General features: G+C 57.6%; 23 protein-coding genes. 20 read left to right on the forward strand and 3 right to left on the reverse strand.

The window, feature by feature from the left end; all coding sequences use genetic code 11:
* Window positions 1-45: 45 nt before the first annotated feature.
* The 18 genes from G411_RS22300 to G411_RS0116475 all read left to right on the forward strand — a co-directional run bounded on the left by G411_RS22300 (window position 46) and on the right by G411_RS0116475 (window position 15,945).
* Window positions 46-1,788 carry a hypothetical protein gene (locus G411_RS22300; protein WP_051151378.1) on the forward strand — a complete coding sequence of 581 codons (1,743 nt, stop codon included), beginning with the start codon at window positions 46-48 and terminating at the stop codon, window positions 1,786-1,788.
* Entirely contained in the window at window positions 1,773-2,111 is a 339-nt protein-coding gene (locus G411_RS0116390; RefSeq protein ID WP_022960296.1) for a head-tail connector protein, read from the forward strand. Before G411_RS22300 ends, G411_RS0116390 begins: the two co-directional genes overlap by 16 nt.
* Window positions 2,108-2,458, forward strand: a complete 351-nt coding sequence (locus G411_RS0116395; RefSeq protein WP_022960297.1) for a phage head closure protein — start codon at window positions 2,108-2,110, stop codon at window positions 2,456-2,458. Before G411_RS0116390 ends, G411_RS0116395 begins: the two co-directional genes overlap by 4 nt.
* Window positions 2,451-2,990, forward strand: coding sequence for an HK97-gp10 family putative phage morphogenesis protein (locus G411_RS0116400; RefSeq protein ID WP_022960298.1), 540 nt, complete (start codon window positions 2,451-2,453; stop codon window positions 2,988-2,990). Before G411_RS0116395 ends, G411_RS0116400 begins: the two co-directional genes overlap by 8 nt.
* Entirely contained in the window at window positions 2,990-3,367 is a 378-nt protein-coding gene (gene gp17 / locus G411_RS0116405) for a tail completion protein gp17 (RefSeq protein WP_022960299.1), read from the forward strand. Before G411_RS0116400 ends, gp17 begins: the two co-directional genes overlap by 1 nt.
* A 63-nt stretch (window positions 3,368-3,430) precedes the next feature.
* On the forward strand, window positions 3,431-3,919 hold the full coding sequence (locus G411_RS0116410) for a phage tail tube protein (RefSeq protein ID WP_022960300.1): 489 nt from the start codon (window positions 3,431-3,433) through the stop codon (window positions 3,917-3,919).
* 1 nt (window position 3,920) lies between these two features.
* Window positions 3,921-4,280 (forward strand): phage tail assembly chaperone family protein, TAC, encoded by a 360-nt coding sequence (locus G411_RS0116415; protein WP_028968539.1) that lies wholly within the window; start codon window positions 3,921-3,923, stop codon window positions 4,278-4,280.
* 14 nt (window positions 4,281-4,294) lie between these two features.
* Complete coding sequence (locus G411_RS0116420; protein ID WP_211218368.1) at window positions 4,295-4,570, forward strand: phage tail assembly protein T; 276 nt, start codon at window positions 4,295-4,297, stop codon at window positions 4,568-4,570.
* Between the two features lie 41 nt (window positions 4,571-4,611).
* Window positions 4,612-4,926: a hypothetical protein gene (locus G411_RS0116425; protein ID WP_022960302.1), complete on the forward strand. Its 315-nt coding sequence runs from the start codon at window positions 4,612-4,614 to the stop codon at window positions 4,924-4,926.
* 57 nt (window positions 4,927-4,983) lie between these two features.
* Entirely contained in the window at window positions 4,984-7,224 is a 2,241-nt protein-coding gene (locus tag G411_RS21660) for a mitotic spindle assembly checkpoint protein MAD1 (RefSeq protein ID WP_022960303.1), read from the forward strand.
* Window positions 7,224-7,727 (forward strand): DUF1833 family protein, encoded by a 504-nt coding sequence (locus tag G411_RS0116435; RefSeq protein WP_022960304.1) that lies wholly within the window; start codon window positions 7,224-7,226, stop codon window positions 7,725-7,727. Before G411_RS21660 ends, G411_RS0116435 begins: the two co-directional genes overlap by 1 nt.
* Window positions 7,720-8,112 carry a hypothetical protein gene (locus G411_RS0116440; protein WP_022960305.1) on the forward strand — a complete coding sequence of 131 codons (393 nt, stop codon included), beginning with the start codon at window positions 7,720-7,722 and terminating at the stop codon, window positions 8,110-8,112. The genes G411_RS0116435 and G411_RS0116440 overlap by 8 nt, the downstream gene beginning before the upstream one ends.
* Window positions 8,112-10,631: a host specificity factor TipJ family phage tail protein gene (locus G411_RS0116445; protein ID WP_022960306.1), complete on the forward strand. Its 2,520-nt coding sequence runs from the start codon at window positions 8,112-8,114 to the stop codon at window positions 10,629-10,631. The genes G411_RS0116440 and G411_RS0116445 overlap by 1 nt, the downstream gene beginning before the upstream one ends.
* A gap of 12 nt (window positions 10,632-10,643) precedes the next feature.
* Entirely contained in the window at window positions 10,644-11,105 is a 462-nt protein-coding gene (locus tag G411_RS0116450) for a hypothetical protein (protein ID WP_022960307.1), read from the forward strand.
* Window positions 11,106-11,111: 6 nt separating this feature from the next.
* The gene (locus G411_RS0116455; RefSeq protein ID WP_022960308.1) at window positions 11,112-13,103 is read left to right on the forward strand and encodes an SGNH/GDSL hydrolase family protein; all 1,992 of its coding nucleotides are present in this window, start codon (window positions 11,112-11,114) and stop codon (window positions 13,101-13,103) included.
* A 3-nt stretch (window positions 13,104-13,106) separates the two neighbouring features.
* On the forward strand, window positions 13,107-13,859 hold the full coding sequence (locus tag G411_RS0116460) for a hypothetical protein (protein ID WP_022960309.1): 753 nt from the start codon (window positions 13,107-13,109) through the stop codon (window positions 13,857-13,859).
* Between the two features lie 50 nt (window positions 13,860-13,909).
* A complete protein-coding gene (locus tag G411_RS0116465; protein WP_022960310.1) occupies window positions 13,910-14,812 on the forward strand; it encodes a hypothetical protein in 903 nt (300 codons plus the stop codon).
* A gap of 476 nt (window positions 14,813-15,288) precedes the next feature.
* The gene (locus G411_RS0116475; protein ID WP_084495634.1) at window positions 15,289-15,945 is read left to right on the forward strand and encodes an SOS response-associated peptidase; all 657 of its coding nucleotides are present in this window, start codon (window positions 15,289-15,291) and stop codon (window positions 15,943-15,945) included.
* A 149-nt stretch (window positions 15,946-16,094) separates the two neighbouring features.
* On the opposite strand, the gene G411_RS0116485 is transcribed toward G411_RS0116475, so the two are convergent.
* The 3 genes from G411_RS0116485 to G411_RS0116495 are packed head-to-tail and all read right to left on the reverse strand — an operon-like array spanning window position 16,095 to window position 20,870.
* On the reverse strand, window positions 16,095-17,384 hold the full coding sequence (locus G411_RS0116485; protein WP_022960313.1) for a nitrate regulatory protein: 1,290 nt from the start codon (window positions 17,382-17,384) through the stop codon (window positions 16,095-16,097).
* A gap of 46 nt (window positions 17,385-17,430) precedes the next feature.
* Window positions 17,431-18,195: a uroporphyrinogen-III C-methyltransferase gene (cobA, locus tag G411_RS0116490; RefSeq protein ID WP_022960314.1), complete on the reverse strand. Its 765-nt coding sequence runs from the start codon at window positions 18,193-18,195 to the stop codon at window positions 17,431-17,433.
* Window positions 18,196-18,206: 11 nt separating this feature from the next.
* A complete protein-coding gene (locus G411_RS0116495; protein WP_022960315.1) occupies window positions 18,207-20,870 on the reverse strand; it encodes a nitrate reductase in 2,664 nt (887 codons plus the stop codon).
* 479 nt (window positions 20,871-21,349) lie between these two features.
* Here G411_RS0116495 and nirB point away from each other — a divergent pair, with 479 nt between their 5' ends.
* Both nirB and nirD read left to right on the forward strand, forming a co-directional pair.
* Window positions 21,350-23,929, forward strand: coding sequence for a nitrite reductase large subunit NirB (gene nirB, locus G411_RS0116500; RefSeq protein ID WP_022960316.1), 2,580 nt, complete (start codon window positions 21,350-21,352; stop codon window positions 23,927-23,929).
* Window positions 23,929-24,255, forward strand: coding sequence for a nitrite reductase small subunit NirD (gene nirD / locus G411_RS0116505; protein WP_022960317.1), 327 nt, complete (start codon window positions 23,929-23,931; stop codon window positions 24,253-24,255). Before nirB ends, nirD begins: the two co-directional genes overlap by 1 nt.
* The last annotated feature ends 30 nt before the right edge of the window (window positions 24,256-24,285 follow it).

The following is a 24,285-nucleotide window of genomic DNA, read 5'->3' on the forward strand; positions in this document are numbered from 1 at the left end:
AACACCACTTATCGAATAGCGCCGTGGGCGGATGTGCTCTACGCCATGGATCGCGCCTGGTGGCGTGAGCATGACGGCGCGCTCGGTGAGTTCAGTGGTCAGTGCGTGGCACCGGTAGCAGATTGCCCGAGTGCAGAGCATGTTAATTTTGCGAGCGGCCGTAACAGTGGCGCCGGGGCGATGGCTCTTGCGGAGCGTTTCGGTGCTCGGCGCATAATCTTGCTGGGTTACGACTGCAAAATCTCTGGCGGCAAAACCCACTGGCATGGTGATCACCCAAAGCCACTGGGTAATGCGGGCTCTGTTGGGAAGTGGCCTGCTCAGTTTGCAGATATGGCCGGTCAGCTGGGCCATGTGGATATTGTCAATGCCACCCGCGATACCGCGTTAAAGCATTGGCCGGAAGTGAGTTTAGAGCAGGCGCTCGCGAGTGAGGTCTGTCCGGCTCACAGCGGCAGCCCTTTTCTCATCGTCTCGGCGGCCACTGCTGGGAGTCGCTACGTCGAGTGTCTGGACCGGCAGCGTGCCAAACACGGCGCAGAGGTGTTTTTGGGGTTGGAAGTGCCCGATCGGGGAAGCTGGGCTGAAAACACAAAGATCAAGCCAGCGGCTATCTTGTCAGCCCTGGGGCGGTCGATACATGTGCTGTGGGTGGATGCTGACTGCGATGTGTCGCCGCCGTCTGAGCTGCCTCCCGGTGAGTGGGATATCTGTACAACGGAGAACATCCATCCTACTCACAAAAACCGGATCAGCGCGGCGTTTATCTTATTCAAGGATACGCCTGCCACTCGTCAGTTTCTGGCGGATTGGGCGGTGTTGAATCAAACAGCTAAAAAGGATCATCCCGCGTTTGTATCTGCGCTCCGGCGTGCCAGTAATTTGCGCGTAGGTGATATGACGGTCTGGTTGAAGGGATTGCATACCATCAATGCTTTCGCGCGGGACCGTGGGGAATTCGTTTCTTGCGGTGTCGACACGTCGATGCGGATAAATGTCATGCCCTGCCGCATGCCGCTAAAAGGTGGCGAGTGGCCGCAATTGCTCCGAAAGGGAATGGAGTCAGTCGGCGACAAGGTCCGTTTCTCGCAGGCGGTAGGTGATGACGACCTGCACGTGTTTTGGGGGATGCGGAGATCGTGGGGCAAGGCCGCTCTGCAGTCTGGTAAGAAGTGCCTCGTTGTAGAGCGGGCCTATCTGGGCGATCGCTTCAAGTGGCATGCTCTTGGTTTTAATGGCCTGAATGGCTTGGCAGATTTCTGCAACGAAAGCGTGCCTGATGATCGTTGGCGTAAATATTGGCGCCACACCGCCGAGCCCTGGAAGGAGTCGGGCGACTATGCCCTGATTATTGGGCAGGTTCCTGGTGATGCTGCATTGCGGGGCTTGGATGTTGGCGAGTGGGTTGGTTCGGTGGTAGAGGAGGCGAGGCAGCGATTCGGAAAGGTGTATTTTCGTCCGCATCCGCTGGCTCGTAAGCCTGTTCGTGTACCGGGTGTTGAGGTTATGGGTGGTGACTTGGCTAAGGCGCTGAGCGGCGCTTCGGCAGTGATTACGTATAACAGCAATACAGCGGTCGATGCGGTGATGGCGGGTGTGCCCGCTATTTGTTTCGATCGCGGCTCCATGGCGTGGGACGTTTGTAGCCACAGCATAAGCGAGCCGCTATATCGCGGAGACCGGGATGACTGGGGGCGGAAAATTGCCTATGCCCAGTGGTTGCCGGAAGAGCTGAGCAGCGGGGCTGCGTGGCGGCATTTGAGGGAATCTGTATGGCAGCCTTGTTGATACCGCTTGAGGATATCAAGCGCCATCTGCGGTTTTCCGATTTGTCGCCCGACTCCGAGCTGGACCCGTACCTTGAGGGCCTGCTCGATGCGGCCGTGGACTACTGCAGTAACTATCTCGGGCGGCCCATTCCGTGGGTGGACGATGATGGTGATAGCAATTCGCCGTCGGAGGTTTTTCCGGCGTCTGTGCGCCAGGCTATTCTGATCGTGATCGCAGAGCTGGACCAAAATCGAGAGCAGCGAGCTGTGGGTGTGAGTATTGATGAATTACCCACGGTAACTAATTTTCTGCACTTTTACCGCGTGGGGCTGGGTGTATGAGGCTGGGTCCGTTGCGGCATCGCGTGCAGTTTCAGCGGCGACAGAGTGTGCAGAACCCGGTATCGGGCGCGAAGGAATCCGTCTGGGTTGATGCCTTCAAGGCGTGGTGTTCCATCGAATACCTGAGCGTGCGCGAATTTGTTAGCGCCTCTGCCGAGCGTGCGGAGATTACCGCTCGTATCAAAACACGGTTTCGCGACGACATTCCCAGCGATGTGAATCGGCTGGCGAACATGCGGGCCAAGCATGGCGGCAAGGTTTACAACCTGCATGGCGCGCTGCCAGATCCTCGCTCGGGACGCGAATACCTCACCATGCCCGTAAGTGAGGGGGTTAACGATGGCTGACGGCGTCGATTTTTCCCTTACCGGCATGGATGGCGTGCTGGGCAAAATGCGCGAGCTGAAGGTGGATGCGCGTTTGAAGGGTGGGCGGTTTGCGGCCCGTAAAGCGGCGCAGGTGATGCTGGCGGCGGCGCAGGAGAATGCCAGCCGGATCGATGATCCGGCAACGGCAAACAGTATCGAGAAGAATCTGGCGCTGCGTTTTTCTGGTCGGCGGTTTAAGCAAACCGGCGACATTATGTTTCGCGTGGGGGTGATGGGCGGGGCGCGCAGCTATGCCGACACCAAGGAAAATCGGCGCAAGTCGCGGGTAGGTGCCCGCTATCGTACCGATGGCGACAAGTCGAATCCGGGCGGTGATACCTGGTACTGGCGACTGGTGGAGCTGGGAACGTCGCGTATGCCTGCTAACCCGTTTATGCGTCCGGCGCTGGAGCGCAATATCAGCCAGGTAATCGATACCTTCGCTACGCAGTACGACAAGGCGCTGGATCGCGCCATTCGCCGCGCTAAAAAGCTGCAGGAGAAAGGCTGATGTACCCGCCCATCTTTTTGGTCTGCGCTGCGGTGCCTGCGGTAACCGCGGTGCTGGGGGTGGAGCCGGTTCGTCTGTGGCCGTTTGATTCGGCCCCGGCTCAGGGCGACGACTTTTATGCGTTGCCCTACGCCGTGTGGCAGACCGTTGGCGGCTCGCCCGAGAACTACATTGATACAACGCCAGATATCGACTCGCACACCCTGCAAGTCGATGTTTATGACCTTAATGCCAGCTCGGCGCGCGGCGCTGCCGAGGCTCTGCGCAACGCCATAGAGCCACATGCGCACATCGTGTCGTGGCGCGGCGAAAGTTTTGAGCGCGATACCCAGCTGTATCGCTATTCCTTTGATGTCGACTGGTGGGTGCCTCGTTAAGGCGCTGCACCTTGTCACCCGCTGCGGCGGGCTTTTTCAAACCCCCTGTAGAGGACAACCACCATGAGTAAGCTAACTCAGGGCACGCAGCTCTATGTTATCGACCCGCGCGGCAGCGAGCCTGTTGTGCTGGAGATTAATTGCATCACCGGCTTCAATCCCGGTGGTGCGCCCAAGTCGCAAATCGACGACACCTGTCTGGACGAAACCGAGGCAATGCGCTATCGCGCTGGGCTCAAGGCGCCGGGGCAGGCCACAATCAACCTGAATGCCGACCCCACAAATGCCTCGCATGTGGCGCTGTATGAGCTGTATGACGATCCCCTTGTGGAAGACCTGCATTGGGTAGTCGGCTGGAGCGATGGCAAGGATATTCCGCCAACCATCGACAGCAATGGTGAATTCGAGCTGCCGACAACGCGCACCTGGTTTGGCTTCGACGGCTATATCGCCGACTTCCCCTTCGATCATCAGGGCAACACCGTGGTGGCCACGGCGGCGACCGTTCAGCGCAATGGTGCCGGTCGCTGGGTGCGTAAGGTGGTGGTGTAATATGGATCTGACGCTGGATGGCCTGAAAAAGATGGGGGCCTTCACCGGTGCGCCGGTGAAGAAAGAAGTGGAGTGGAAAAGCGGTGGCGAGAGCTATTCCGGTACGGTCTATGTGCGTATGTTGTCATTCCACTCCGCAAAAACTGATCTGCTGGCGGCTGGTGGCCGGGTTGACCAGGTGGCGGGGCGCATTGCGGCCTGCATCTGCGATGCGGAGGGTAAATCGATTTTTACGCCCGAAGATATCACCGGCGAAGCTGATCCGGCGCGTGGGCCAATGGATGGCAATCTAGCCATTGCCTTGCTGGGTGCAATAGGCGAGGTCAATAATCTGGCGGGAAAGCCGAAAGCCACCCACTAAACAGCGAGGATGAATTGTGGCACGAGCTGGTGCTGTGCGGTGTGGGTGGTCGGACCATCGCCGAAGCGCAACACCGAATGAGCTACAAGGAGTTTTTGCGCTGGGCGGAGTACCGGGCATTGCGGGGTAGCCTGCATATCGGCATGCGGGTAGAGGGCGGCATTGGGATGCTGGCGGCAATGTATGCCAATGCTCATAGCAAATATGGGGGCTACTCTGCCTACGACTTTGCGCCGCACCTCGAAGAGCCGGAAATCTCGCTAGAGCAAGCCATGGAGCGCTGGCAGTGATATTGTAACGTTTGCAGGAAATATCATTACAGGAGGTTGTTGTGTCCAAGGGTTTGTGGATATTCGTGGTGGCAGTTTTGTCTTGCGGTCATATTGCCGCAGATACAGAAAATCGATACTCGTTATGTAAGCAAATGTCCGACGTGGCGGGCATGGTGATGGAGAATAGGCAGGAGGGGGTGCTGATGTCCGAGCTTATGGCATTGGCGGATAGTAGTTTCTCCGGGCTTTTGGAGGATATAGCTTCTGCTGCTTATTCAAAGCCGAGGTACAGTACAGAAAAAATGCAGAAACGCGCTATTGTGGACTTTCAGAATGATGTCTATTTGGGCTGCGTTACCAATCTAAAGGATTGATGCTAATTTAAGTTTCAAACCCGCTAAGGCGGGTTTTTTTATGTCTGGAGAAAATGCATGGCCACAAAAAGCCTTGGGCAGCTCACCATTGATCTGATCGCGCGCGTCGGCGGATTCACCGGTGGTTTGTCCAAGGCTGAGCGTGATGCCGACCAGTGGAAAAAGAAGGTCAAGAAGCACGTTGGTGAGGTTGGCCAAGCGTTTGCGTTAACGGCAGGCGCAACGCAGGCGGCGCTTACGGCAATCACTGTGTCTACCGTGAATACGGCTACTGAGGTTGCCCAGCTATCTGCCCTTGCTAATACCGGTACCACAGAGTTTCAGAAGTATGCCTCTGCGGCCAAGGTGGTGGGTGTTGAGCAGGATAAGCTCGCTGATATCTTCAAAGATACCAACGACAAGATTGGCGACTTCATTCAGACCGGCGGCGGTCCGCTGCAGGATTTCTTCGACAATATCGCGCCGCAAGTCGGTGTGACCGTTGAGCAGTTTAAGCGGCTGTCTGGCCCGGAGGCGCTCGGGCTTTATGTGTCGAGCCTGGAAAAAGCGGGCGCGTCGCAGAATGAGATGACCTTCTACATGGAGGCCATTGCCTCTGATGCGACCTTGTTGCTGCCCCTGCTGCGAAATAACGCTGAGGGGTTCCGGCTGCTGGGCGATGAGGCCGAGCGGGCGGGGGCAATACTCGATGAGGATGCGATCAAGTCCGCCAATGAGCTGAATGCGGCCATGCACCTTATGCAGCTCGGTGTTGGTGGGATTAAAACTGAGATTGGCACCGAGCTGGTGCCAGTAATGGCGACCTTTGCCGAGGAGCTGTTGTCGGTTTCGGCGGGTGGCACGCTCGCTGAGGATGTGGCGGGCACTCTGGCGCAAACGCTCAAGTTGCTCGGTTTGGCGGCTATTGGTGCTTTTGGTGGGTTGCAGTTGGTAGGCAAGGGGGCGGCTGGCGTAGCTGCTCTCAGGGCGTCCGCTACGGATGGCGGAAAGTGGTATGAGTCATTTTTTGGTCCGCTCGCCATAAAGCGATACATCGATAACTGGGGTAAGTTCAAAGCCACGGCCGGTGCGGTTGCGGACGACCTTGAGGCGACAGCTGATCAATATGTGGAATTAATCCAGCGCATCTATGCGGGTGGCGAGCGTGAAGGCGACGATGCCGAAGCCATGCGTGAAAAGTTGCAGTTGATCTCCGGGCTGTTGACAGATTTCCGGAATAGCGCCGGAGGTGCTGGGGCGTCGGGTGAGATCGACGCAACAACGCAAAAACTGATCGACCAGGCCGCTGTGCTTGAGTCGCAGAATCAGTTGCTGCGATTGGGTTACGAGCTTGAGGACGCCAAATTCATCGCGGCCTACCAGCACGCCGACGAAATGACGCAGGCGCTGATGGCGCAGGAGCGTCAGCAGCGCGCCATTCTCGACGCGAAATCTGAAGAGCAAGAATTATTGGATGCCTTCAGTGCGGCGAACGACGAGCGCATTGCGGAGCAAATCGATGCAAATCGCAGTTTCTGGGATGAATACCTGCGGGCAGCCGAGGAGGCGCTTACGCAGGTTGATGAGCTTGCGCTGTCGACCATTGAGAATATGTCGTCGGGCTTCGGTAATGCGCTGGAGAGCATCGTTTTCGATTTTACCAATGTGAGCGATGCCTTTGATCAGCTGATGGAAACCTTGGCTCGCTCCACCGTGAACGCGCTTGGGAAAATGGCGGCGGAGTGGCTGGCGTATCAGGCGGTCCAGTTGCTTGTCGGGTCGGCGGGGCAGGCGGGGGCTGTGGCTGCTGTTTCCTCTGAAGCTCAGACAGGGGTGTTGTTGGCTGGGATCCATGCTTATTCTTCGACGGCGGCCATTCCTGTGGTGGGGCCTGCGGCAGCTCCGGCTGCAATGCAGCAGGCTATCTCCGTTACGAGTCCTCTGGCCTCTGCGGCAGCAGCGGCAGCGGCGGCAGGGTATGCCGGCGCCTTCGATAACGGCGGCCATATTCCTGCTGGTAGTTTTGGCCTGGTGGGCGAGAAGCGGGCCGAGTTTGTTATGGGGCCGGCAGATGTGATCAGTGGTCAAAAAACGCAGGCCGTGCTCGACCGTGTGGCGAGTGATCGCGCCGCGAATGATGCATCCGCCGCGGTGGCGCCGGTAGTGGTTTACATCAACGGCGTTGCCCAGCCGGTAGATATCGACATGATCCGCAACGGCGCGCGTGAAGTGGTCATCGAGGAGGTCAGCAACAAGGCCAGTAAAACGATGCGATCGCTCAAGGCGCAAACCAATGTGCGCCCCAAGGGTAAGTATTGATGATTGGGGCACTTGAGCAGGCGTATGCCAGTGCGGTGCAAACGCCGGTGCTGACGGTGCGGCTGGTGTCGCCGGGACTGACGGGCGGGTCGATTGCCTTTGCGCAAAGCTATCGCGATTTGACGGCTACCCTGGAAGATGGTGTGACGTCGGTGGTATTTGAGGCCAGCGGTGCGGCCATCGACTGGCCGAAAGCCGGTGTCGAGGGCGCGGAAGATATTGGTGTGCGCCTGGAGAATGTGAGCCAGCGTGCGCGGCATGAGATCAAGGCGGCCAAGGCCTATTACCGGCAAACCGGGCATAGCGTGCGGATGGAGCTGCGCCAGTATTTGCCGAGCGATCTGTCGGCGCCGGTGGGTGGTATTTATAAGGCGTTGGTGACGGATACGCAGGTGGATCGCAATGTAGCGCAGATTAAGGGCGCCTTTCATTTGATGATCGATATGGTGTATCCGCGCCGTCGTTACTACGCGGCGAAGTATCCGGGCTTGGAATATGCCTGATCGGGCGGCGCTACGGCGCTTTCGGCATTGGCAATATCGCGACCCGGGCGCCAACTGCAGCGACTACGTAGCCGCGTTTCTGAGCGCCTTTACCTCGTTAACGGCAGATGACTACCCGGTAGGAGTGGTGTCGGCGCGCGATGGTCTGCGCAAGGCGCGGGCGCATGAGCGTGTGGTGCAGCTTTTTGAGGCCTGTGAGCCTCGCGATTTTGCCTTGGCCTGTCAGTACATCGGTCGCGTGTTTGTGCATGTGGGCGTGGTGTTTGGCGGGCAGGTGTGGCACACCGGCGCGGCCACCGGCACGGTGGTGGAAAGCGTCGAGCATTTTGAGCGTCGCGGCCAGCATGGCGGCACGCGTTACTGGATACACAAGAAACTCCTCTGATGGCATCTATTGCGATTTACGACCAGCTGGGCGACTCGCTTGGCAGCTTCCGTGCGCCTGTTGGTTGCACGCTGGCGGCCTGGTTGGCCGAGCAGGCGCCCAGCTATACCGATTTGCCGGTGCCGCCCTACCTGGCGGAATTGAACGGTCAGGCGTGGGAGTATGCAGACCACGCGCGGCGTCCGCTCGCTGAGGCGGACCATGTAGTGCTCACGCTGCGTGCGCGTGATCCGGTCACGCTGGCAGTGAACTACCTGATTGCCGATACCGCCTACCAGGTGTACCGGGCAATCAACCTTGATATTCCCGGCTATCAGAGCAGCACGCCAGAGGGGGCGAGTAGCTACAACCTCAATGTGCGGGCGAACCGCGCGCGCCTCAATGGCATTATTCCGGAGATTGCAGGGAGCTTTCCGCGCTACCCGGATTTGCTCACGGGCATTCGCCGCGTTTACGAAGATCAAAAGGAAGTGCTTTACCTCGCGTATCCGCTGGGGGTGGGGCGGTATAACACCGGTCTGGCGAATGTGTACGTGGGCGAGACGACGGCGGCCCTCTACAACGATGCGTTAACGGCCAACTTCTATGGCCCCGGCGATGACCTGGGTGCTGACGAAGCGGCGCAGAACTGGGTAACCAGCGTGGAGATTGGCGGAAGTCGCAGTGCGTCTGGGCTTGAGCTGATTTACGAGGCCGGTGCTGAACTGATTTGCGATCTGGCAGAGACTGAGATCGTGGTAATAGGCGAAGGCGGGCTGCCAGTCAGTTCAGACTTTGACGCGGGTGAGGTGATAGAGATTAGCACCGGCCCAGATGCGGTGGTGGGCTACTACTACATCACCGCCAAAGAGGTGTCCTCTCCCTATGCCATGACAGTGGATCGACTGTTGTCGGCCAGTGCCAGCGATGTGGACCCGGATTGGCAAGGCTTCTCCCCGGTAGGTGAGGTGGCTTACGAGGACATTGCGCTCGATATCGACCGCGTGCCCAGCGTGGATGCCGGGCCTTGGTCCAACTGGTACAGCGTGGGAGTGGATGGCCGCGATACGCTGGCCGTGGAAGTGGATTACCGATTCCCGGCGGGTTTGCTGCGGGTTACCGGTGGCGGGTCAGATGTGGCCTACACCGTGAAATTTGAAGTGCAACTCGATTACGATGGCGCGCCCAGCCCGGAAAGTGTGCTGCTTGAGCATACCGACAAAACCCGCGATGCCCTGTTGTACACCTGGCGCGATGACTTCGCTGGCCCGCGCTCCGGCGTGCGGGTGCGTTTTCGCCGGCATACGCGTTCGCATACCAGCCTGCGCTATACCGACAATCTGGAAATTGTGCAGGTAAAAGCCCGGCTGCCGCAGGCCAACAGTTACGACGATGTATCGGTAATGACCTTGCGCATGGTGGGTACCAACACCTTGGCGGCCAGTGCCGAGAATAAAATCAACATTCGCGGCGACAGCCGTCTGCTGCCAACGCTCGCGAACCTTAAAGACCATCTGGAAAACGGCACGCCGCTGGTGTACTCGGCCACCAGCAGTATTGCGCGTTTCGTCTGCTGGACCCTGTTCGACATGCTGGGTGACGAAGCGCTGGATGCGATCGACTGGGCGCGCTTCGGCGAGCTGGAAACCTTGTGGGAAAGTCGCGGTGACACGCTGAATGGCGAATTCACCGACGAAACCACCCTGTGGGAGGCGCTGCGCCTGATGCTGGCGCCCGGCTTTGCAGAGCCGCTGCCGCGCGAAGGTCGAGTCACGGCGGTGCGCAAGCAGTCCGGAACCGTCGACGACATCAGGCATTTTTACACGCCAGACGTGATGCTGGGTGAGGGCGTGCAGTGGTCAGAAAGTTGGTACAACGACGCCGAGCCCGACGGCATCGATATTGAAATTATCGACCCCGATACCGGCAAGGCCAAGGTCGTGGAGTGTCGCCTGCCGGGCGACCTTGGCGGCAAGCCAAAGCGTATTCAGCTCATTGGTGTAACCGATGAGGTGCAGGCCTGGCGCTACGGTATGCGTGAGCGGCGACGCCTGTTTTATAAGCCCGGCAGCCTGTCGTTTGATACCGAGCTGGATGGCCTCAACAGCTTGCCCGGCGACTTTATCGCCGTCGCCAGTGATCTCGACCTTGAGCAATACGGTGTTGTGCGCGGCTTTGATGATGTCGATGTCGTCACGCTAGATCGCGTGCTGGAGTGGAGCGGTGCGGGGCCGTTCTTCATCGCCTTTCGCAAAGACACCGGCCGCATGTCAGATCTGTTTGAAGTGCAGGCCGTCTCTGCTCAGTCGCGCGCCGTGCGTCTGCTGGCGCCCAGTAACCTCGATTTTACTTTTGCTCTCGATCCGTCACTGGAGCCGACTTGCTACAGCTTCGGTACCGAAGACGAGTGGGCGTCGCTGGCGGTGGTCACCGAGATATCGCCCACGGGTTTTGGCGATGGCAAGCCGCGTGTCTCCATCGTTGCCGAAGAATACGTGGCGGAGATCTACGCCGACGACAACAACCTGCCGCCCAGCTGAGGGAGAGCCGTAGTGGAAACCTGGCCCGATATTCTGCCCAAGCCCCAGCGTGGTTACAGCATCCAGCCCAATAGCGGCGGCGTGCTGCGCAGCGAGTTCAGCACGGGGCGCGCGCGTCAGCGGCTTGTGTCGGATGTGCGTGACGATATTTTCCCGCTGGAGTGGCTGCTCCAGCCAAATCACCTGGTGATTTTTGAGCACTTTATAGGCGTGCTGTGCCGCAAAGCCGACTGGTTTAACGGCCCCTACCACGACGGTGAAGGCCTCAAATCCGGCGTGCTCCGCCTTGTGAGTGGCCGCTGGCAGGTGCAGCAGGTAAGGAATGGAAACCTGTTCCGCGTTTCCGCCAATGTGGAAGTGCAAGACCGGCAGTTCGACGAATACGGCGTGCTGGCCGCCTATCTCTATCCCAACACCATCGATCAATACCTGGGCAATCTCGACGATGCCTGGGACAACTGGTACACGGAGTAACCCCGCATGGCCGATGAATACACCAATGCCCAAAAGCTCGCTGCGGTAACGGCTGCCTTTGAAGAGATGTTCAAGGGCGACGACGCTACCGACGTGACCTACGACGGCGAAACCAAGCCGAGCGTAGAAAAGCGCTTTAAGCACATTATTGATGACTACGGCAACATCGTGGATCTGACGGCGGCGGCTGAGGCGGCGGCTACTGGCTCTCAGGCTGCGGCCTTGCAAGCCGCGGGCGCGGGGCATGTTTATGCAGATACGACCTCGGCTCAGAGTAACGGTGTGCTCTCAGCATTAATCAATAGTGGCGGTACTGGCGGTACTGACGGTCAGTATGATGTTTCGGTAACTGGTGATGGTGGCGGGGCGCTATATCGCGCGGTGGTATCGGGTGGCGCCATCGTGTTGATGCAAAAAGTCAGCGCGGGAGCCAATTACACTGCAGCAGCCTTTGATTTTTCTGGTATCGCTGGGCTCAGTGGGCACGATGTGGATGCCGTGCTTGGGCAGAACCGGGCGCCGGGTGAGCTTTATCTGGTGCCCATCTCGGGTGGGAATGGTGCTGCCCGCTACTATAAAAATAATGCTGGAACGCCGTACACGGAAGACGATTGGGTGTTGGCGTCGTCAGCAGTGGTGCAGTCGTTGTTCGCTGAATATTCGGTGGAGTCATCTTACATTCCTCTTTTCAAAACCGCTGATGACAGGGTTCCGCTCTGGTTGGAGAACTTTAAGCTTGCAGCGAAGGGGTTGTCCGACGGATTGCTATCCAGTATCGAAGCCTACCTGGCTGAATTGGGCGCAACTATCACTGAGGGGGAGCCTGGATATCCTGACTTTACGATTCTGACGGCTGACGACAAGGTCATCTTTCGTTATCAGGATGGCGTTGCCTACTATTACGGTAAGGCGCCAAATGTTGGGGCTGTAGATAGTCGTCCCCGCGGAGCTAGTCTGTTTGCATATAAAACCGCGATTGCCAAGGCTATTGAGGGTGCTGGCAATGCAATAAAAGTTGCGCTCACGGGTGACTCCTGGCGCGAGCGGTGGCTCATTCCTCAGCGCATCGCTGACAAGGGGTATGCGGCTTACGGACGGGGGGCAGATGGGTGGTTGTCAGTATCGTCCACAGACGACGCGGAGGGTATAGGGTCTCGCAAGCCGCTGAACGATGCGATTCTGGTCCGCTCTGGATGGACGCTGACCGACATTAGTGAGGCTGCGAAAACAGGGCTGCTTGCGCCTGATGGGCATCGCATTGCGTGCAGCAACACTGCGGGTACTTTGACCTACTACGGAATTCGTGCAGTCACCCTGAATATCTACTATCTGGATAATGAGGGTGATTTCCGGTACCGAGTGGATGGCGGGGCCTGGGCAACGGTGAATGCCGGGGTATCTGGCACTACAGCTAAAATTGAGATTACCGGACTTTCTGCGCTCGGTACGCATACGCTCGAAATTGATACCTCGGTTAACACTGGCACGGTCACGCTGTTTGGATTCTACGCGACAGGAATCGCGGGGTTTGAGGCATCGAAAATTGCTAATAGTGGGGCGACGGCGCCGCAGTATGCCTCCATTGCCGCTGATGAGAGTGTGCAGTACATCCTGCAGGATATTGGCTTCGATCTGGTTGAGGCTTGTCTTGGTACCAATGATTTTAACCAAGGGGTGTCGCTGGCGAGCTATCGCTCAGGGCTTGAGGCGCTGGGTGGTGCCTATCAAGGTGCTCGGGCAGAGACCGGCATTGTTATCACTTCTCCACCGGTTTGTAACACAACCGGCACTTACCCTATGTCGTCCTACCGCGACAAAGCCGCCGAGGCGGTAAAGGCGCTGGATTGCGAGCATTTCGATCTGTATTCCCGGTTCGCCGACTTTGAGGCCATGGATGGCCTTGGGGTGTGGGGTGATGATTTTCATCTTAATTACATTGGTGGTCGCCTCAATGCTGAGGAGTTAGCCGCCGAGTTTTTACTTCCTTTTGAGGTATAACGCATGGGCATTTATAAACACCCAATCATTCGTCTGGGCGCTAACGCCAATGATCCCGCTTTGCCAGCCCTTTCCGGGTTTCTCCGCTATGTGCCCGAGGATGATTTGCTAGATTTTTGGACCGCTCAGGCGGGGCTTGATTTGAGTGATGCCGCGCCTGTTGTGAGTTGGACTGGCGTAAAGGGTACTGTGGCAGCTCAAGCCGATGCGGCAAAGCGGCCTGTGTTTGATGTTGATGGCGTCGCGTCTGGGTACCCGGCAGTGGTCGGCGATGGAAGCGACGATATACTGCAGACATCGATAGTTCCGCCAGCCCAAGGAGTGCTCGGTATTGCCTTTAAAACCCCTGCATCGTTGAGTGGGGTGAAGGTATTAATGGGATCGTATGGTGGTAGCGCCACATCTGCTCTGGCAATTGGGTTTAATGGTACTGAGCTCGCAGCTCAGGTGGGTGACCAGAATTTCACAACACTCAAAGGCGGCGCGTTGGCTGCTGATACGAGCTATGTGGCAACATTGTCTTGGGATGACGCAAATTGCTATCTCAGGCTGGATGGTGACCAGGTTGCATCTGCTGCTTGGGGCGGCTCGCTAGGTACCGCAGTGCTGGGATTGCTGGGGCGTAACGCGGGGTCTCCCAATTACAACACATTGGCTCGGCTGGGCTCGGCTGGGATTTATGACGCATTTAAATCGGGCGTTGGTATGAGTGACATCGAAAATGGCTTGGCGAAGTCGATTGGGGTTGTGATCTGACAGTCCTTCGGGGGGCTAATGGGGGGGCATTTGTTGGGAAAAGGGTGCGGATGAAATTAATACTATTTGGCGCTGGCGCCAGCTATGGAAGCGTAGATGTCTATCCAGCTCCGCCGCCGCTAGGGGTTAGCCTCTTTGATAGCATGCTTTCTACGAGTGAGGTTGCGCAGCGAATCCCTGCTGACATACAGGATGTTTTTCGTGAGGATTTCGAGAGGGGTATGGCGAAATTGATCGAGCATACCGACAACGGCGTTTTCGAGTTTCAGAGAGATTTGGCTCGTTATCTGGTTGAGTTTGAGGCTGGAAGAGATAATATTTATTGTCAATTTTTGCGCGCTTTTGGCGCGAATGTGGTGTATGCAAGTTTGAATTACGACTTGCTTTTGGAGGAATCCGCAGAACACTTGGGTCTGGGGGTGTATTACAAGTCCACGAAAAGGCCCGGCTATGTAAATATAGTTAAGCCACATGGGTCCTGTAATTTCTGGCCGGATGCAGCGCTAGGAAAGATAAACATGGTTGGTTCCTACGGCAACGGAGGGGCCGACCTTAGGGTTCCGTTGCAAGCTCTCCCTCCGCCCGATGCTAGGCGTCGGTGCAGAAACGAGGTGGGGATGGGGCCTGCGATCGCCCAGTATGCCAAAGGTAAGCGCTACAACGTAACTGGCGACTTAATAGATCATCAGCAGGCGGCATTCCAAGACATTATTCGACGTGCGTCAGGAATTGGAGTAATTGGTGTTAGGGTTCATCAGGCCGATGGTCATATTTGGGGTGAGCTTGCCGAGACTGCAGCCAATCTGTGGTATGTGGGTTTTGATAAAGACCGCGCAGCGTTTGACGTTTGGAAGGCCGATGTCGGAAAAAGTAATGCCTACTTTATCGAATCAGATTTTGAGGGCTGTATCGGGAAGTTATATAGAAGAATGTTTGGGCGGAGGTCGAATTAGATTTTTTATGCGGTTGAAGGTCATTCAAATAAACCTTCCGCCAGTTTTCTCTCCGGAAAAGCGGTGTCAGGTATTGCCCTTTGTTTCGGCCTATCTATCTCGGTACCAGTACGGGCCTGCCGTCTCCCAATACACAATAAACGCCCTTGGCGGTCAGACACCCCTGAATCGCTAATCCCTTGGGTATATCGCGCCATTTTGGAAAGCGCTGATCTGCTGATACGCTGTAGTAAGCAATGTCCAGCTTCACCGGCTTTGCGTTCGGCTTTCCCCTGGCGTCCTCTATGTCGATATAGCCTAGCCATTTCACCCGCTTGAAATCCCCGTTCTTAAGAAGTACGGGCGCCACGTCGAATTTCGGTGTCCCGAATTCTGGTAGCTCGGTCATGCAGGCGTTGAACTGGTAGCGAAGGTTTATCATATATGTATAAATATACAGTATATTGCTGCGCGGGCAATGGGGTAGCCTTGCAAATATGTGTGGCGGATATTCACTCAGAAAAAGCCAGGCGAGCTGGCAGCGGGCTTTCGGGTTTTCCCTCGATGATGGGACGGGCTCTGACCGGGTGATGGTTCGCCCTGGAGAGCTGATTCCGCTAGTGCGCGCCGGTGAGGGAGGGGTGGAGAAGGCGGATCTGCTATGGGGACGTACGACGGCTCGCATGCCTCGGCCAATCATCAATGCCCGCGCTGAAACTATTTTTGAAAAGCCTACCTTCAAGCGCGCCATCCTTGAGCGGCGCTGCCTGATACCCGCCGACGGTTGGTATGAATGGGTGCCTGAAGTAGATGGCCCGCTCTCTGCGCAACAAGCCCGCGAGCTCGGTCTAACTCGTGCCGGAAAGCGGCGCAAGTACTACAAGTTCTCAGGCGGCGAGACTTTCTTTTTCGCCGGTATCTACGGCAACGGCCAAGTCAAGCGAGGCGGCCAATGGCTGCCCGCCGAAGCTGCTATCATCATCACCACCGAAGCCTGTCTCCAAATCCATGAAAGCGGCCACCGCCGTCAGCCCGTCATTCTCAAGCCCGACCAATTCGATGATTGGCTAAGCCCTGAGCGCGGTGATGTGAGCGAAATCAGCACAGCGCTGCAAAGCCGCGAATATAACAATCTGATTATCGAATCTCAGTAATAAGTCGAGCTAAAACATTGGCTTAGCGCGGTGTTCATGCCACCTTGACATGGTGGGGGTCGGTGGTTCGAGTCCACTCGGTCGTACCAATATTTATAAAAAAGCCCGCATACAGCGGGCTTTTTTATTTCATGCGGTTTATCACCGCGTCAGCCATCCAGCATTTCCGCCACACTGATCACATTGGCAGCAACATCGACCATACGTTTATTGTTGCTCATCGCCGCCTCGCGTAGCTGTCGGTAGGCCTGTTCCTCAGTGATGTTGCGTGACTTGATCAAAATCCCCTTCGCTTTATCAATCAGTTTGCGTTCTTCCAGCGTCTGCCGGGCCTGCCCCAGCGCATCGTTCAGCTCGCGAAGACGTTCCGCCTGATGCTGCACCAGGTCGAAAATACTGCGGGCGACCCGCACGTTGACGCCGGGGCCAATACTGAGCGTCGTGTCGGCGTTATCGTCTTCATCGCCGAGCGAGGATAGCGGTACGGTGTCGCTGAGCGTTGCCAGTTGACGGTGATGCTGCTGCAGGTCCATTTCTGCGGCGTCGATCTTCGCCTCGCAGAGTGTCAGCAGCTCCTGAGCCAGACGTTGTTCGCAGCGCTGCATGGCGTCAATACGGTGGGTGGTCAGTTCATACCAGATCTCGGCCATTGTGGTGGGCAACTGTTCGCCGGGTTCGTAGCGTCGAATCATCTGGCGCATGCGCGCCAGCTCTGAGTAGCTACTGTCATTGGTCTGGGATTCCCAGCAATGCAGGGCGTCAGTACTGGCGACATCACTAAAAATATCCAGGCAGCGCTGTTGCGCATATTGCAGGCCGTTCAGTCGGTCGATGATGTTTTTGCTGAATTCGCCGGCACTGAAACCAATCACTCCCCATGCGCGTTCCTGCCCGGCATATTCTTTACCCTGCAAAAAATTAAACATGGCGACCAGAGCCTGGGTAATTTGTGGGTCGCCGGAAATATCTGCTGCCTCGAAGATCAGCGCCAGCAGGTCGGCAATCAGCTGGTTGTATTCATCGGTATTGTTGGCGGCGGCGATTTCCCTTGCATTAACCTGCTGGCGAAGGGCGTCCAAGCTGTCGAGCCGGTGCAAAACCACGGCGATACGGTTGAGCAGCGTGGCCGCGCTCGTCATGGAATTCAGTTCAAGGCTGTCCAGTGCTTCGCGAAAGGCATCTACGGCAAAGGTACTCAAGCCGAGCTGGTGCGCCCGTGTATCGCCGCCCCGCGATCCCCGAGAGACCAGGTAGATATTGCTGAGTCCGCGCTCGCGCTGAAGTTCGTGTATAAGTGCGGTCACGTGCGTGACAAGGCCGCAGCTGAGTTCGAGCTGTTTGAGAGAGTGGATTTCTGCCTGCTTGGCGGCAAGCAAAAAGTCCTGGCTGCTTAACTGGCTGGCTGACATGGATTCTGGCCGGGGTTGCGTATTGGTCATAGTGGCACCTCCATTCTAGTTGGCTTTGCCGAGTGCAGAAAGGCCCTCAGGCGACGGCTTCATCAAGTTGTGCAGCGGGTTTGGCGAAGCGCGTGACGTCACCCACGATGATCAGTCCGGCATCGTCATTTTGCGCCTGTGCCGCTAATGTCGGCAGTTCGTCGAGTCGACCGCACAGTAATTGCTGGTTGGGTCGACTGCCATTGAGGATGAGGGCCACCGGTGTTTGTGGTAGCAAGCCTTCTTGAAGCAGACGTGCCTGAATAGATGCCGCCTGCCGTAGCCCCATGTAAAACACCCGTGTTGGGAGCTGGGCATTGTCAGGTGCAGGCGCTTGCTGACGGTGGCCGCTCTCCAGAATCAGAGAGTTGCCCCAGTCCCGATGGGTGAGGGGGATATTCACCGCCGCAGCGCAGGCAATGGCGGCACTGATGCCGGGCACGATGGAGACGGTAATGCCGCGTTGCTGCAGGTAGTCCATCTCTTCACCGCCGCGACCAAATACAAAGGGATCGCCGCCTTTCAATCGCACTACGCGAGGATATTTCTTTGCGCAGCGGTACAGCAGACGATTGATTTCCTCTTGCGACAGTTTGTGGGCGCCACAGCGTTTGCCAACGTGGACGCGGCGACTGGCGCTGGGGATATAGGCCAAAATCTCCGGGCTGATCAAACTGTCATAGAGCACAACATCCGCAGACTCGATCAAGCGAACGGCCTTCAGCGTCAGTAACTCCGGGTCGCCGGGGCCAGCGCCTACCAGCCAGACGCGATTGCCGGAATGTGTGGGTTGATTCGGTCCAGTCATCATGGTGTTGTTCCTCATGCAGATTCGGCGGTGATCGCGCACTGCGTCTCAATCAAGCCGGTTAGCTCAGGCAGGCAGGAGCCGCAATTCGTGCCGCATTTCAGCGCCTTGCCGAGCGCGGCCGTTGTGTCGCAGCCGTTGGCAATTGCTTGCCGAATGGCGGTTTCTCCCACCTGAAAGCAAGAGCAAATAATGGCACCACTGTCCTGACTGCCTTCCCGTGGTCGCCCGGCCAGCAGCGCCAGTCGTTCCGGGTCACTGATAGACGTCGACGTGAAACACTCCAACAGCCAACGCCGGTTCCCCAGCTCTACGCGGTGGTCTCGGTGGGTGAAGAGCAGACATTGCAGCTGGCCCTGTTCAACGCCAACCAGCCGATAGTGTTGTTCAGCGTTGTCGTGGACATGTAGCCATTCGATCCCCGGAAATTGACGCTGCAGGGTCTGGAGAAGCCCGTCGGCACTGCCCGCATCTGCCAGTTCGTAGGCGTGGTAATCCGCGCTTCGGTTATAGGCCCAGTAATCGCAGGGCAATGGGCCGATATCCCTGCGGCTGAGCAGAAAGCCGTAGTAGCGTGCCGGGTAGGGCGAGACGTCCACGCGACCGGCTTTCAGCGCTGGCTGGCCGGAGTGCGGGTCGCGATCACTGGTGATCAGCGTGCAGACGCGTGCGCGACTGGCATAGCGGCTGGTCCAGTGCATGGGTGCAAACAGCTCACCGGGGCGCTGACGCTCGTCCTTGGTAATACGAACACGCAGCAAGCTGCGGGCCTGTGTATTCGACAACGCGACGATCTGGCCATCGATAATGCCCCGCTGTGCAGCATCGATGGGATGCATATCCACATAGGGCTCAGGGCTGTGCTGGGTGAGCCGCGCAGATTTTCCGGTGCGGGTCATGGTGTGCCAGTGGTCGCGGATGCGGCCAGTGTTGAGCAACAGTGTGTCACCACTGCTTGAAAGCGGTGCCTGTGCTCGAACGGGAATCAGCCGGGCTTTTCCATTCGGCGTATAGAAACGGCCGTCATCGAAAAAGCGCGCACGGCCTTGAGGGTATTTGGCATTGACCGGCCACTGTACCGGCAGCATCGCGTCGTAGTCGGTTTGGGAAAGCCCGATGAGCCCCGACAGGTCAAAGTCGCGCTGCCCGTGATTTTCGAAGCCCGACAGACGGGCGTGCTCGTCGAAGATATCGGCGGGATGTTGGTAGTTGAAGGCATCGCTAAAGCCCAGGCGCTGACCGACCTGAGAAACGATCCACCAGTCCGGGCGGGCCTCACCCGGCGCGCTCAGGAAAGGACGTTGCCGGGAAATGCGACGCTCTGAATTCGTCACCGTGCCGTTTTTCTCCCCCCAGCTTGCGGCTGGCAGCAGGATGTCGGCGGCCGCGGTGGTATCGGTGTATCGCATGCAATCCGATACCACCACCATCTCGCAGTGCTGCAGGGCAGCGCGCACGGTGTCGGAATCGGGCATGCTTACCAGTGGATTGGTGGACATGATCCACAGAAATTTGATGCGCCCTTCGGCGACGGCCTGAAACAGCTCAACGGCTTTCAGTCCCGCGTGTTTGGCGATATTCGGTGACTGCCAGAAGCGCTGCACTCGGTCTGCGTCATCGTCGCCGAAGTCCATATGGGCAGCCAATTGATTGGCGAGCCCCCCTACCTCCCGGCCACCCATCGCATTGGGCTGGCCGGTAATCGAAAAAGGGCAGGCTCCGGGTTTGCCGATGCGGCCGGTCGCCAGATGGACATTAATAATGGCGTTGGCTTTGTCGCTGCCATCGCGGCTCTGATTCACGCCTTGGGAGAATACGGTGACGGTGCGCGGCGTTTCTTTGAACCAGTAAAAGAACTGGGCAAGCGCGGAGGGCGTGACGCCGATGGTTTGTGCAAGCTGCTCATCATACTGTGTGGCGTCTAGTGTCGTTTCCCAGCCTTCACAGTGTTGCTGAAGAAAGGCTTCGTTGGTGGCCCGCTCGTTGTGCAGGTAGCGCAGCAAACCGTTAAACAGCAGGGTATCACTGCCGGGCCTGATCGGCAGGTGAAGGTCGGCGATATCACAGGTCGCGGTGCGCCGTGGATCAATCACCACAATCTTCATCTCGGGGCGGGCGGCCTTGGCTGCCGCGATGCGCTGGTAAACAATCGGGTGGGCCCAGGCGGTATTGCTGCCGACCAGTACCAGCAAGTCGGCGGCTTCCAAATCTTCGTAGCAGCCGGGGACGGTATCGCTGCCGAAGGCGCGTTTGTGGGCGACTACCGCAGAGGCCATGCAAAGCCGAGAGTTGGTGTCCATATTGGCGCTGCCGACAAAGCCCTTCATCAGCTTGTTGGCAACGTAGTAGTCTTCGGTGAGTAGCTGCCCAGAGCCATAAAAGGCCACGGCATCCGGGCCGTGATCGGCGATCACCTGCTTCATCTTGTCGGCAACGGCTTGCAGGGCGGCGTCCCAGCTCGCGGGCTCGCCGTGAATCAGCGGGGTAAGCAGGCGCTCGTCGTGGTCCAGCGTTTCATGCAATGCCGAACCTTTCACACACAGCCGACCATAGTTCGCGGGGTGGTTGTCGATGCCTTTCACCGGCTGAACACGACCATCGCAAACCGATACCTCAACGCCGCAGCCCACGCCACAGTAGGGACAGGTGGTATGGCTTGTGGTGGTGTCGGTCGTCATGGCTTGTGCTCTCGTTGTGCGCTGCTGAAAACAGGCAAAAAAAAGGCGCTCGCAGCTAAAGCTGCGAGCGCCAATGCTCTATCAAACAGAAGAAAATCCGGGGTACCTACATTGGTACCAGAACACCATCGCTGATATTCCTGCTGGTGAATATTCAAGAACAGTGCCAGCTTTATTCATCCCGAAAAGCCTTCCAAATTGCGCCGGAAGCGGTCATTTGAGGGTGGTGTGTGCCTGTTTTTTGGGCATGTTTTGCATGTTGTGCCTGATACGAGTGCGTATCTGACGCTGCAGTGAAAGCGCCTCTGACGCCATTTACATTGCAAAACAGGGGAGTTAGGACAAATCTGGCCAACTGGCACTGCTATTGCTTAAACCCTGTCGATACCATTTGTGGCAATGGCGCCTCACTCTGGTAGAGCAGCGACGCAACACATAGGAGATATGAACCCATGACCTGCTAAATAGAGAGAGACGCCATGAGTAAGATGCGCATTGTCGTTGTCGGCAACGGAATGGTTGGCCACAACTTCCTTACTACCCTCGCTCGTTCTGAGCACGCGCAGCACATCGACCTGCTCGTTTTTTCCGAAGAACCCCGCCTCGCCTACGACCGAGTACAGCTAAGCAGCTATTTTTCTGGTGCCACGGCAGATGATCTTGCCATGGGAGATGCAGAGGAATATGCGGCGCTCGGTATCCGCTTTGTTACTGACGACCGTGTCGCGCAGATCGACACCACCCAGAAACGCATTACCACGGCCTCGGGCCGCCAGGAAGACTACGACAAGCTGGTCTTGGCGACGGGTTCCTATCCCTTTGTGCCGCCGATTCCCGGTAAAGACCAGCCGCATTGCCTCGTCTATCGCACTATCGAAGATCTTGAGGCGATTTCTGCATCCGCCGCGGTGTCGAAAACCGGTGTGGTGGTCGGCGGTGGTCTGCTCGGTCTGGAGGCCGCCAATGCCCTGAAACAGGCGGGACTGGAAACGCATGTGGTGGAATTTGCGCCGCAGCTAATGGCAGTGCAGCTCGACGAGGGCGGTGGTGCCAGGCTGCGCAGCAAGATCGAAGCGCTGGGGGTGCAGGTGCACACCGGCAAAAATACCCAGGAAATCACCGGCGGAGAGAACAGCCGCTACTGCATGCAGTTTGCCGATGGCAGCCAACTGGAAACCGACATGATCCTGTTTTCGGCGGGCATCCGCCCACGGGATGATCTGGCCCGCGAAACCGGACTGGCGATCGGTGAGCGGGGCGGCATTGTGATCGACGATTACTGCCAGACTTCCGCCGCCGATATCTATGCCATTGGCGAATGCGCCCTGTGGAACCAACGCATCTTCGGTCTGGTTGCCCCCGGCTATCAGATGGCGAGGGTGGCAGCGGCACATATCGAAGCGGCAATTAGTGGCGACGAGCCGTCGAGCCAGTTTCAAGGCGCTGATATGAGCACTAAGTTGAAACTGCTGGGCGTGGACGTGGCGTCGATTGGTGATGCGCAAGGGCGCACTGACGGTGCGGTCAGCTACGTGTTCAGTGATGAGCGCGCCGATGTTTACAAGCGTCTCACCGTCTCTGCCGATGGCAAGCAACTGCTCGGTGCGGTACTGGTTGGCGACGTCGACAGCTATACCACACTGCTGCAAATGATGTTGAACAAGATGCCCATCGGTGGTGATCCTGCGGCCCTGTTGTTGCCCAATGATGTGGGGGCTGCACCGTCGATCGGACTGGCCGCATTGCCGGACACCGCGCAGATTTGCTCCTGCTTCGATGTCAGCAAAGGCGACCTCTGCGCCGCCATTGAGGGGGGCTGCCACGAGCTGGGCGAACTGAAAGCCCTGACCAAGGCCTCCACTGGCTGCGGGGGCTGCGCCGCGTCGGTCAAACAACTGCTGGACAGTGAGCTGTCTGCATTGGGTGTGGAGGTGAACACCGATCTCTGTGAGCACTTCCCCCATACGCGCCGCGAGCTGGCCGACCTGATTCGCGTTAAAGGCTACACCCGTTTCAACGAGGTACTGGCGGCTCACGGTAGCGGTCATGGCTGCGAAATCTGTAAGCCGACCATCGGTTCTATTCTGGCCTCCCTGCACAATGCCTATGTGCTGGAAGACGAGCTGATGCCCCTGCAGGATACCAACGACATCTACCTGGGTAATATGCAGAAGGACGGTACCTATTCCATTGTGCCGCGCGTGCCGGCGGGCGAAATCACCCCGGAGCGTTTAATTGTGCTCGGCGAAGTAGCGCGGGACTACGATCTGTACACCAAGATTACCGGCGGTCAACGAGTGGATTTATTTGGCGCCCAGCTCCACGAGCTGCCGGACATCTGGGAGCGGCTGATTGCCGCCGGGTTTGAAACCGGCCACGCCTACGGCAAGTCGGTGCGCACGGTGAAATCCTGCGTGGGCAGCACCTGGTGCCGTTACGGTGTGCTGGATTCGGTGTCGATGGCGATTGCCATTGAAGAGCGTTACAAGGGCCTGCGCTCGCCGCATAAACTCAAGTTTGCGGTGTCGGGCTGTACTCGGGAGTGTGCTGAGGCACAGTCCAAGGACATCGGCGTGATCGCTACCGAAAAGGGCTGGAATCTATATGTTTGCGGCAACGGTGGTATGCGCCCTCGCCACGCCGATCTGTTCGCCACCGAGCTGGATGACGACACGCTGATTCGCTATATCGACCGGGTATTGATGTTCTATGTTCGCACCGCTGACCGCCTGCAGCGCACCTCGGTGTGGCTGGAGAATCTTGAAGGCGGGCTCGATTATCTGCGCGAGGTGGTCATCGACGATAGCCTTGGACTTGCCGAGGAATTGGAAGCCTCGATGACCCGTGTGATTGCCAATTACCAATGCGAGTGGAAAACCACGGTGGAAGACCCCGAGAAGCGCAAGCGTTTCCGACACTTCGTGAATGCCGATGCTGCCGATTCTCGCTTGCAGTACGTGCGCGAGCGCGGCCAGCGCCGCCCAGCCACCGATGCGGAACGCCGTGCGGCCGATACTCATTCTGAAAACCCCGAATCACTTGCTGTGGAGTTGCGCTAATGACTGCCTGGATAGATGTTTGTGCCGTTTCGGATATTGTACCGGACACCGGTGTGTGTGCCCTGTTGGGCGATGAGCAGGTGGCGGTATTTCGCTTTGGAGACAGCGAGGTTTACGCCATCAGCAATTTTGACCCCTGTGGTGAGGCCAATGTGCTGTCCCGCGGCATCGTCGGCTCTATTGGCGAGCGCAAGGTGGTGGCGTCGCCATTGTACAAACAGCATTTTGATTTACGTAGCGGCGAGTGTCTGGAAGCGCCCGAGAAATCGGTCCGCGCTTACCCGGTGCGACTGACAGGCGAGCGTATCGAAGTCGCTGCAAACTGAGTTCCAATGCGTGCTTGACGGCCCCTTCGG

The organism is Spongiibacter tropicus DSM 19543, assembly GCF_000420325.1.
Classification (GTDB): Bacteria; Pseudomonadota; Gammaproteobacteria; order Pseudomonadales; family Spongiibacteraceae; genus Spongiibacter; species Spongiibacter tropicus.

Excerpts from the sequence above, each read along its gene's own strand:
- G411_RS22300 (WP_051151378.1), top strand. The coding sequence starts at position 46 with ATGGATCGCGCCTGGTGGCGTGAGCATGACGGCGCGCTCGGTGAGTTC.
- G411_RS0116390 (WP_022960296.1), top strand. The coding sequence starts at position 1,773 with ATGGCAGCCTTGTTGATACCGCTTGAGGATATCAAGCGCCATCTGCGG.
- G411_RS0116395 (WP_022960297.1), top strand. The coding sequence starts at position 2,108 with ATGAGGCTGGGTCCGTTGCGGCATCGCGTGCAGTTTCAGCGGCGACAG.
- G411_RS0116400 (WP_022960298.1), top strand. The coding sequence starts at position 2,451 with ATGGCTGACGGCGTCGATTTTTCCCTTACCGGCATGGATGGCGTGCTG.
- gp17 (WP_022960299.1), top strand. The coding sequence starts at position 2,990 with ATGTACCCGCCCATCTTTTTGGTCTGCGCTGCGGTGCCTGCGGTAACC.
- G411_RS0116410 (WP_022960300.1), top strand. The coding sequence starts at position 3,431 with ATGAGTAAGCTAACTCAGGGCACGCAGCTCTATGTTATCGACCCGCGC.
- G411_RS0116415 (WP_028968539.1), top strand. The coding sequence starts at position 3,921 with ATGGATCTGACGCTGGATGGCCTGAAAAAGATGGGGGCCTTCACCGGT.
- G411_RS21660 (WP_022960303.1), top strand. The coding sequence starts at position 4,984 with ATGGCCACAAAAAGCCTTGGGCAGCTCACCATTGATCTGATCGCGCGC.
- G411_RS0116435 (WP_022960304.1), top strand. The coding sequence starts at position 7,224 with ATGATTGGGGCACTTGAGCAGGCGTATGCCAGTGCGGTGCAAACGCCG.
- G411_RS0116440 (WP_022960305.1), top strand. The coding sequence starts at position 7,720 with ATGCCTGATCGGGCGGCGCTACGGCGCTTTCGGCATTGGCAATATCGC.
- G411_RS0116445 (WP_022960306.1), top strand. The coding sequence starts at position 8,112 with ATGGCATCTATTGCGATTTACGACCAGCTGGGCGACTCGCTTGGCAGC.
- G411_RS0116455 (WP_022960308.1), top strand. The coding sequence starts at position 11,112 with ATGGCCGATGAATACACCAATGCCCAAAAGCTCGCTGCGGTAACGGCT.
- G411_RS0116460 (WP_022960309.1), top strand. The coding sequence starts at position 13,107 with ATGGGCATTTATAAACACCCAATCATTCGTCTGGGCGCTAACGCCAAT.
- G411_RS0116465 (WP_022960310.1), top strand. The coding sequence starts at position 13,910 with ATGAAATTAATACTATTTGGCGCTGGCGCCAGCTATGGAAGCGTAGAT.
- G411_RS0116475 (WP_084495634.1), top strand. The coding sequence starts at position 15,289 with ATGTGTGGCGGATATTCACTCAGAAAAAGCCAGGCGAGCTGGCAGCGG.
- G411_RS0116485 (WP_022960313.1), bottom strand. The coding sequence starts at position 17,384 with ATGACCAATACGCAACCCCGGCCAGAATCCATGTCAGCCAGCCAGTTA.
- cobA (WP_022960314.1), bottom strand. The coding sequence starts at position 18,195 with ATGATGACTGGACCGAATCAACCCACACATTCCGGCAATCGCGTCTGG.
- G411_RS0116495 (WP_022960315.1), bottom strand. The coding sequence starts at position 20,870 with ATGACGACCGACACCACCACAAGCCATACCACCTGTCCCTACTGTGGC.
- nirB (WP_022960316.1), top strand. The coding sequence starts at position 21,350 with ATGAGTAAGATGCGCATTGTCGTTGTCGGCAACGGAATGGTTGGCCAC.
- nirD (WP_022960317.1), top strand. The coding sequence starts at position 23,929 with ATGACTGCCTGGATAGATGTTTGTGCCGTTTCGGATATTGTACCGGAC.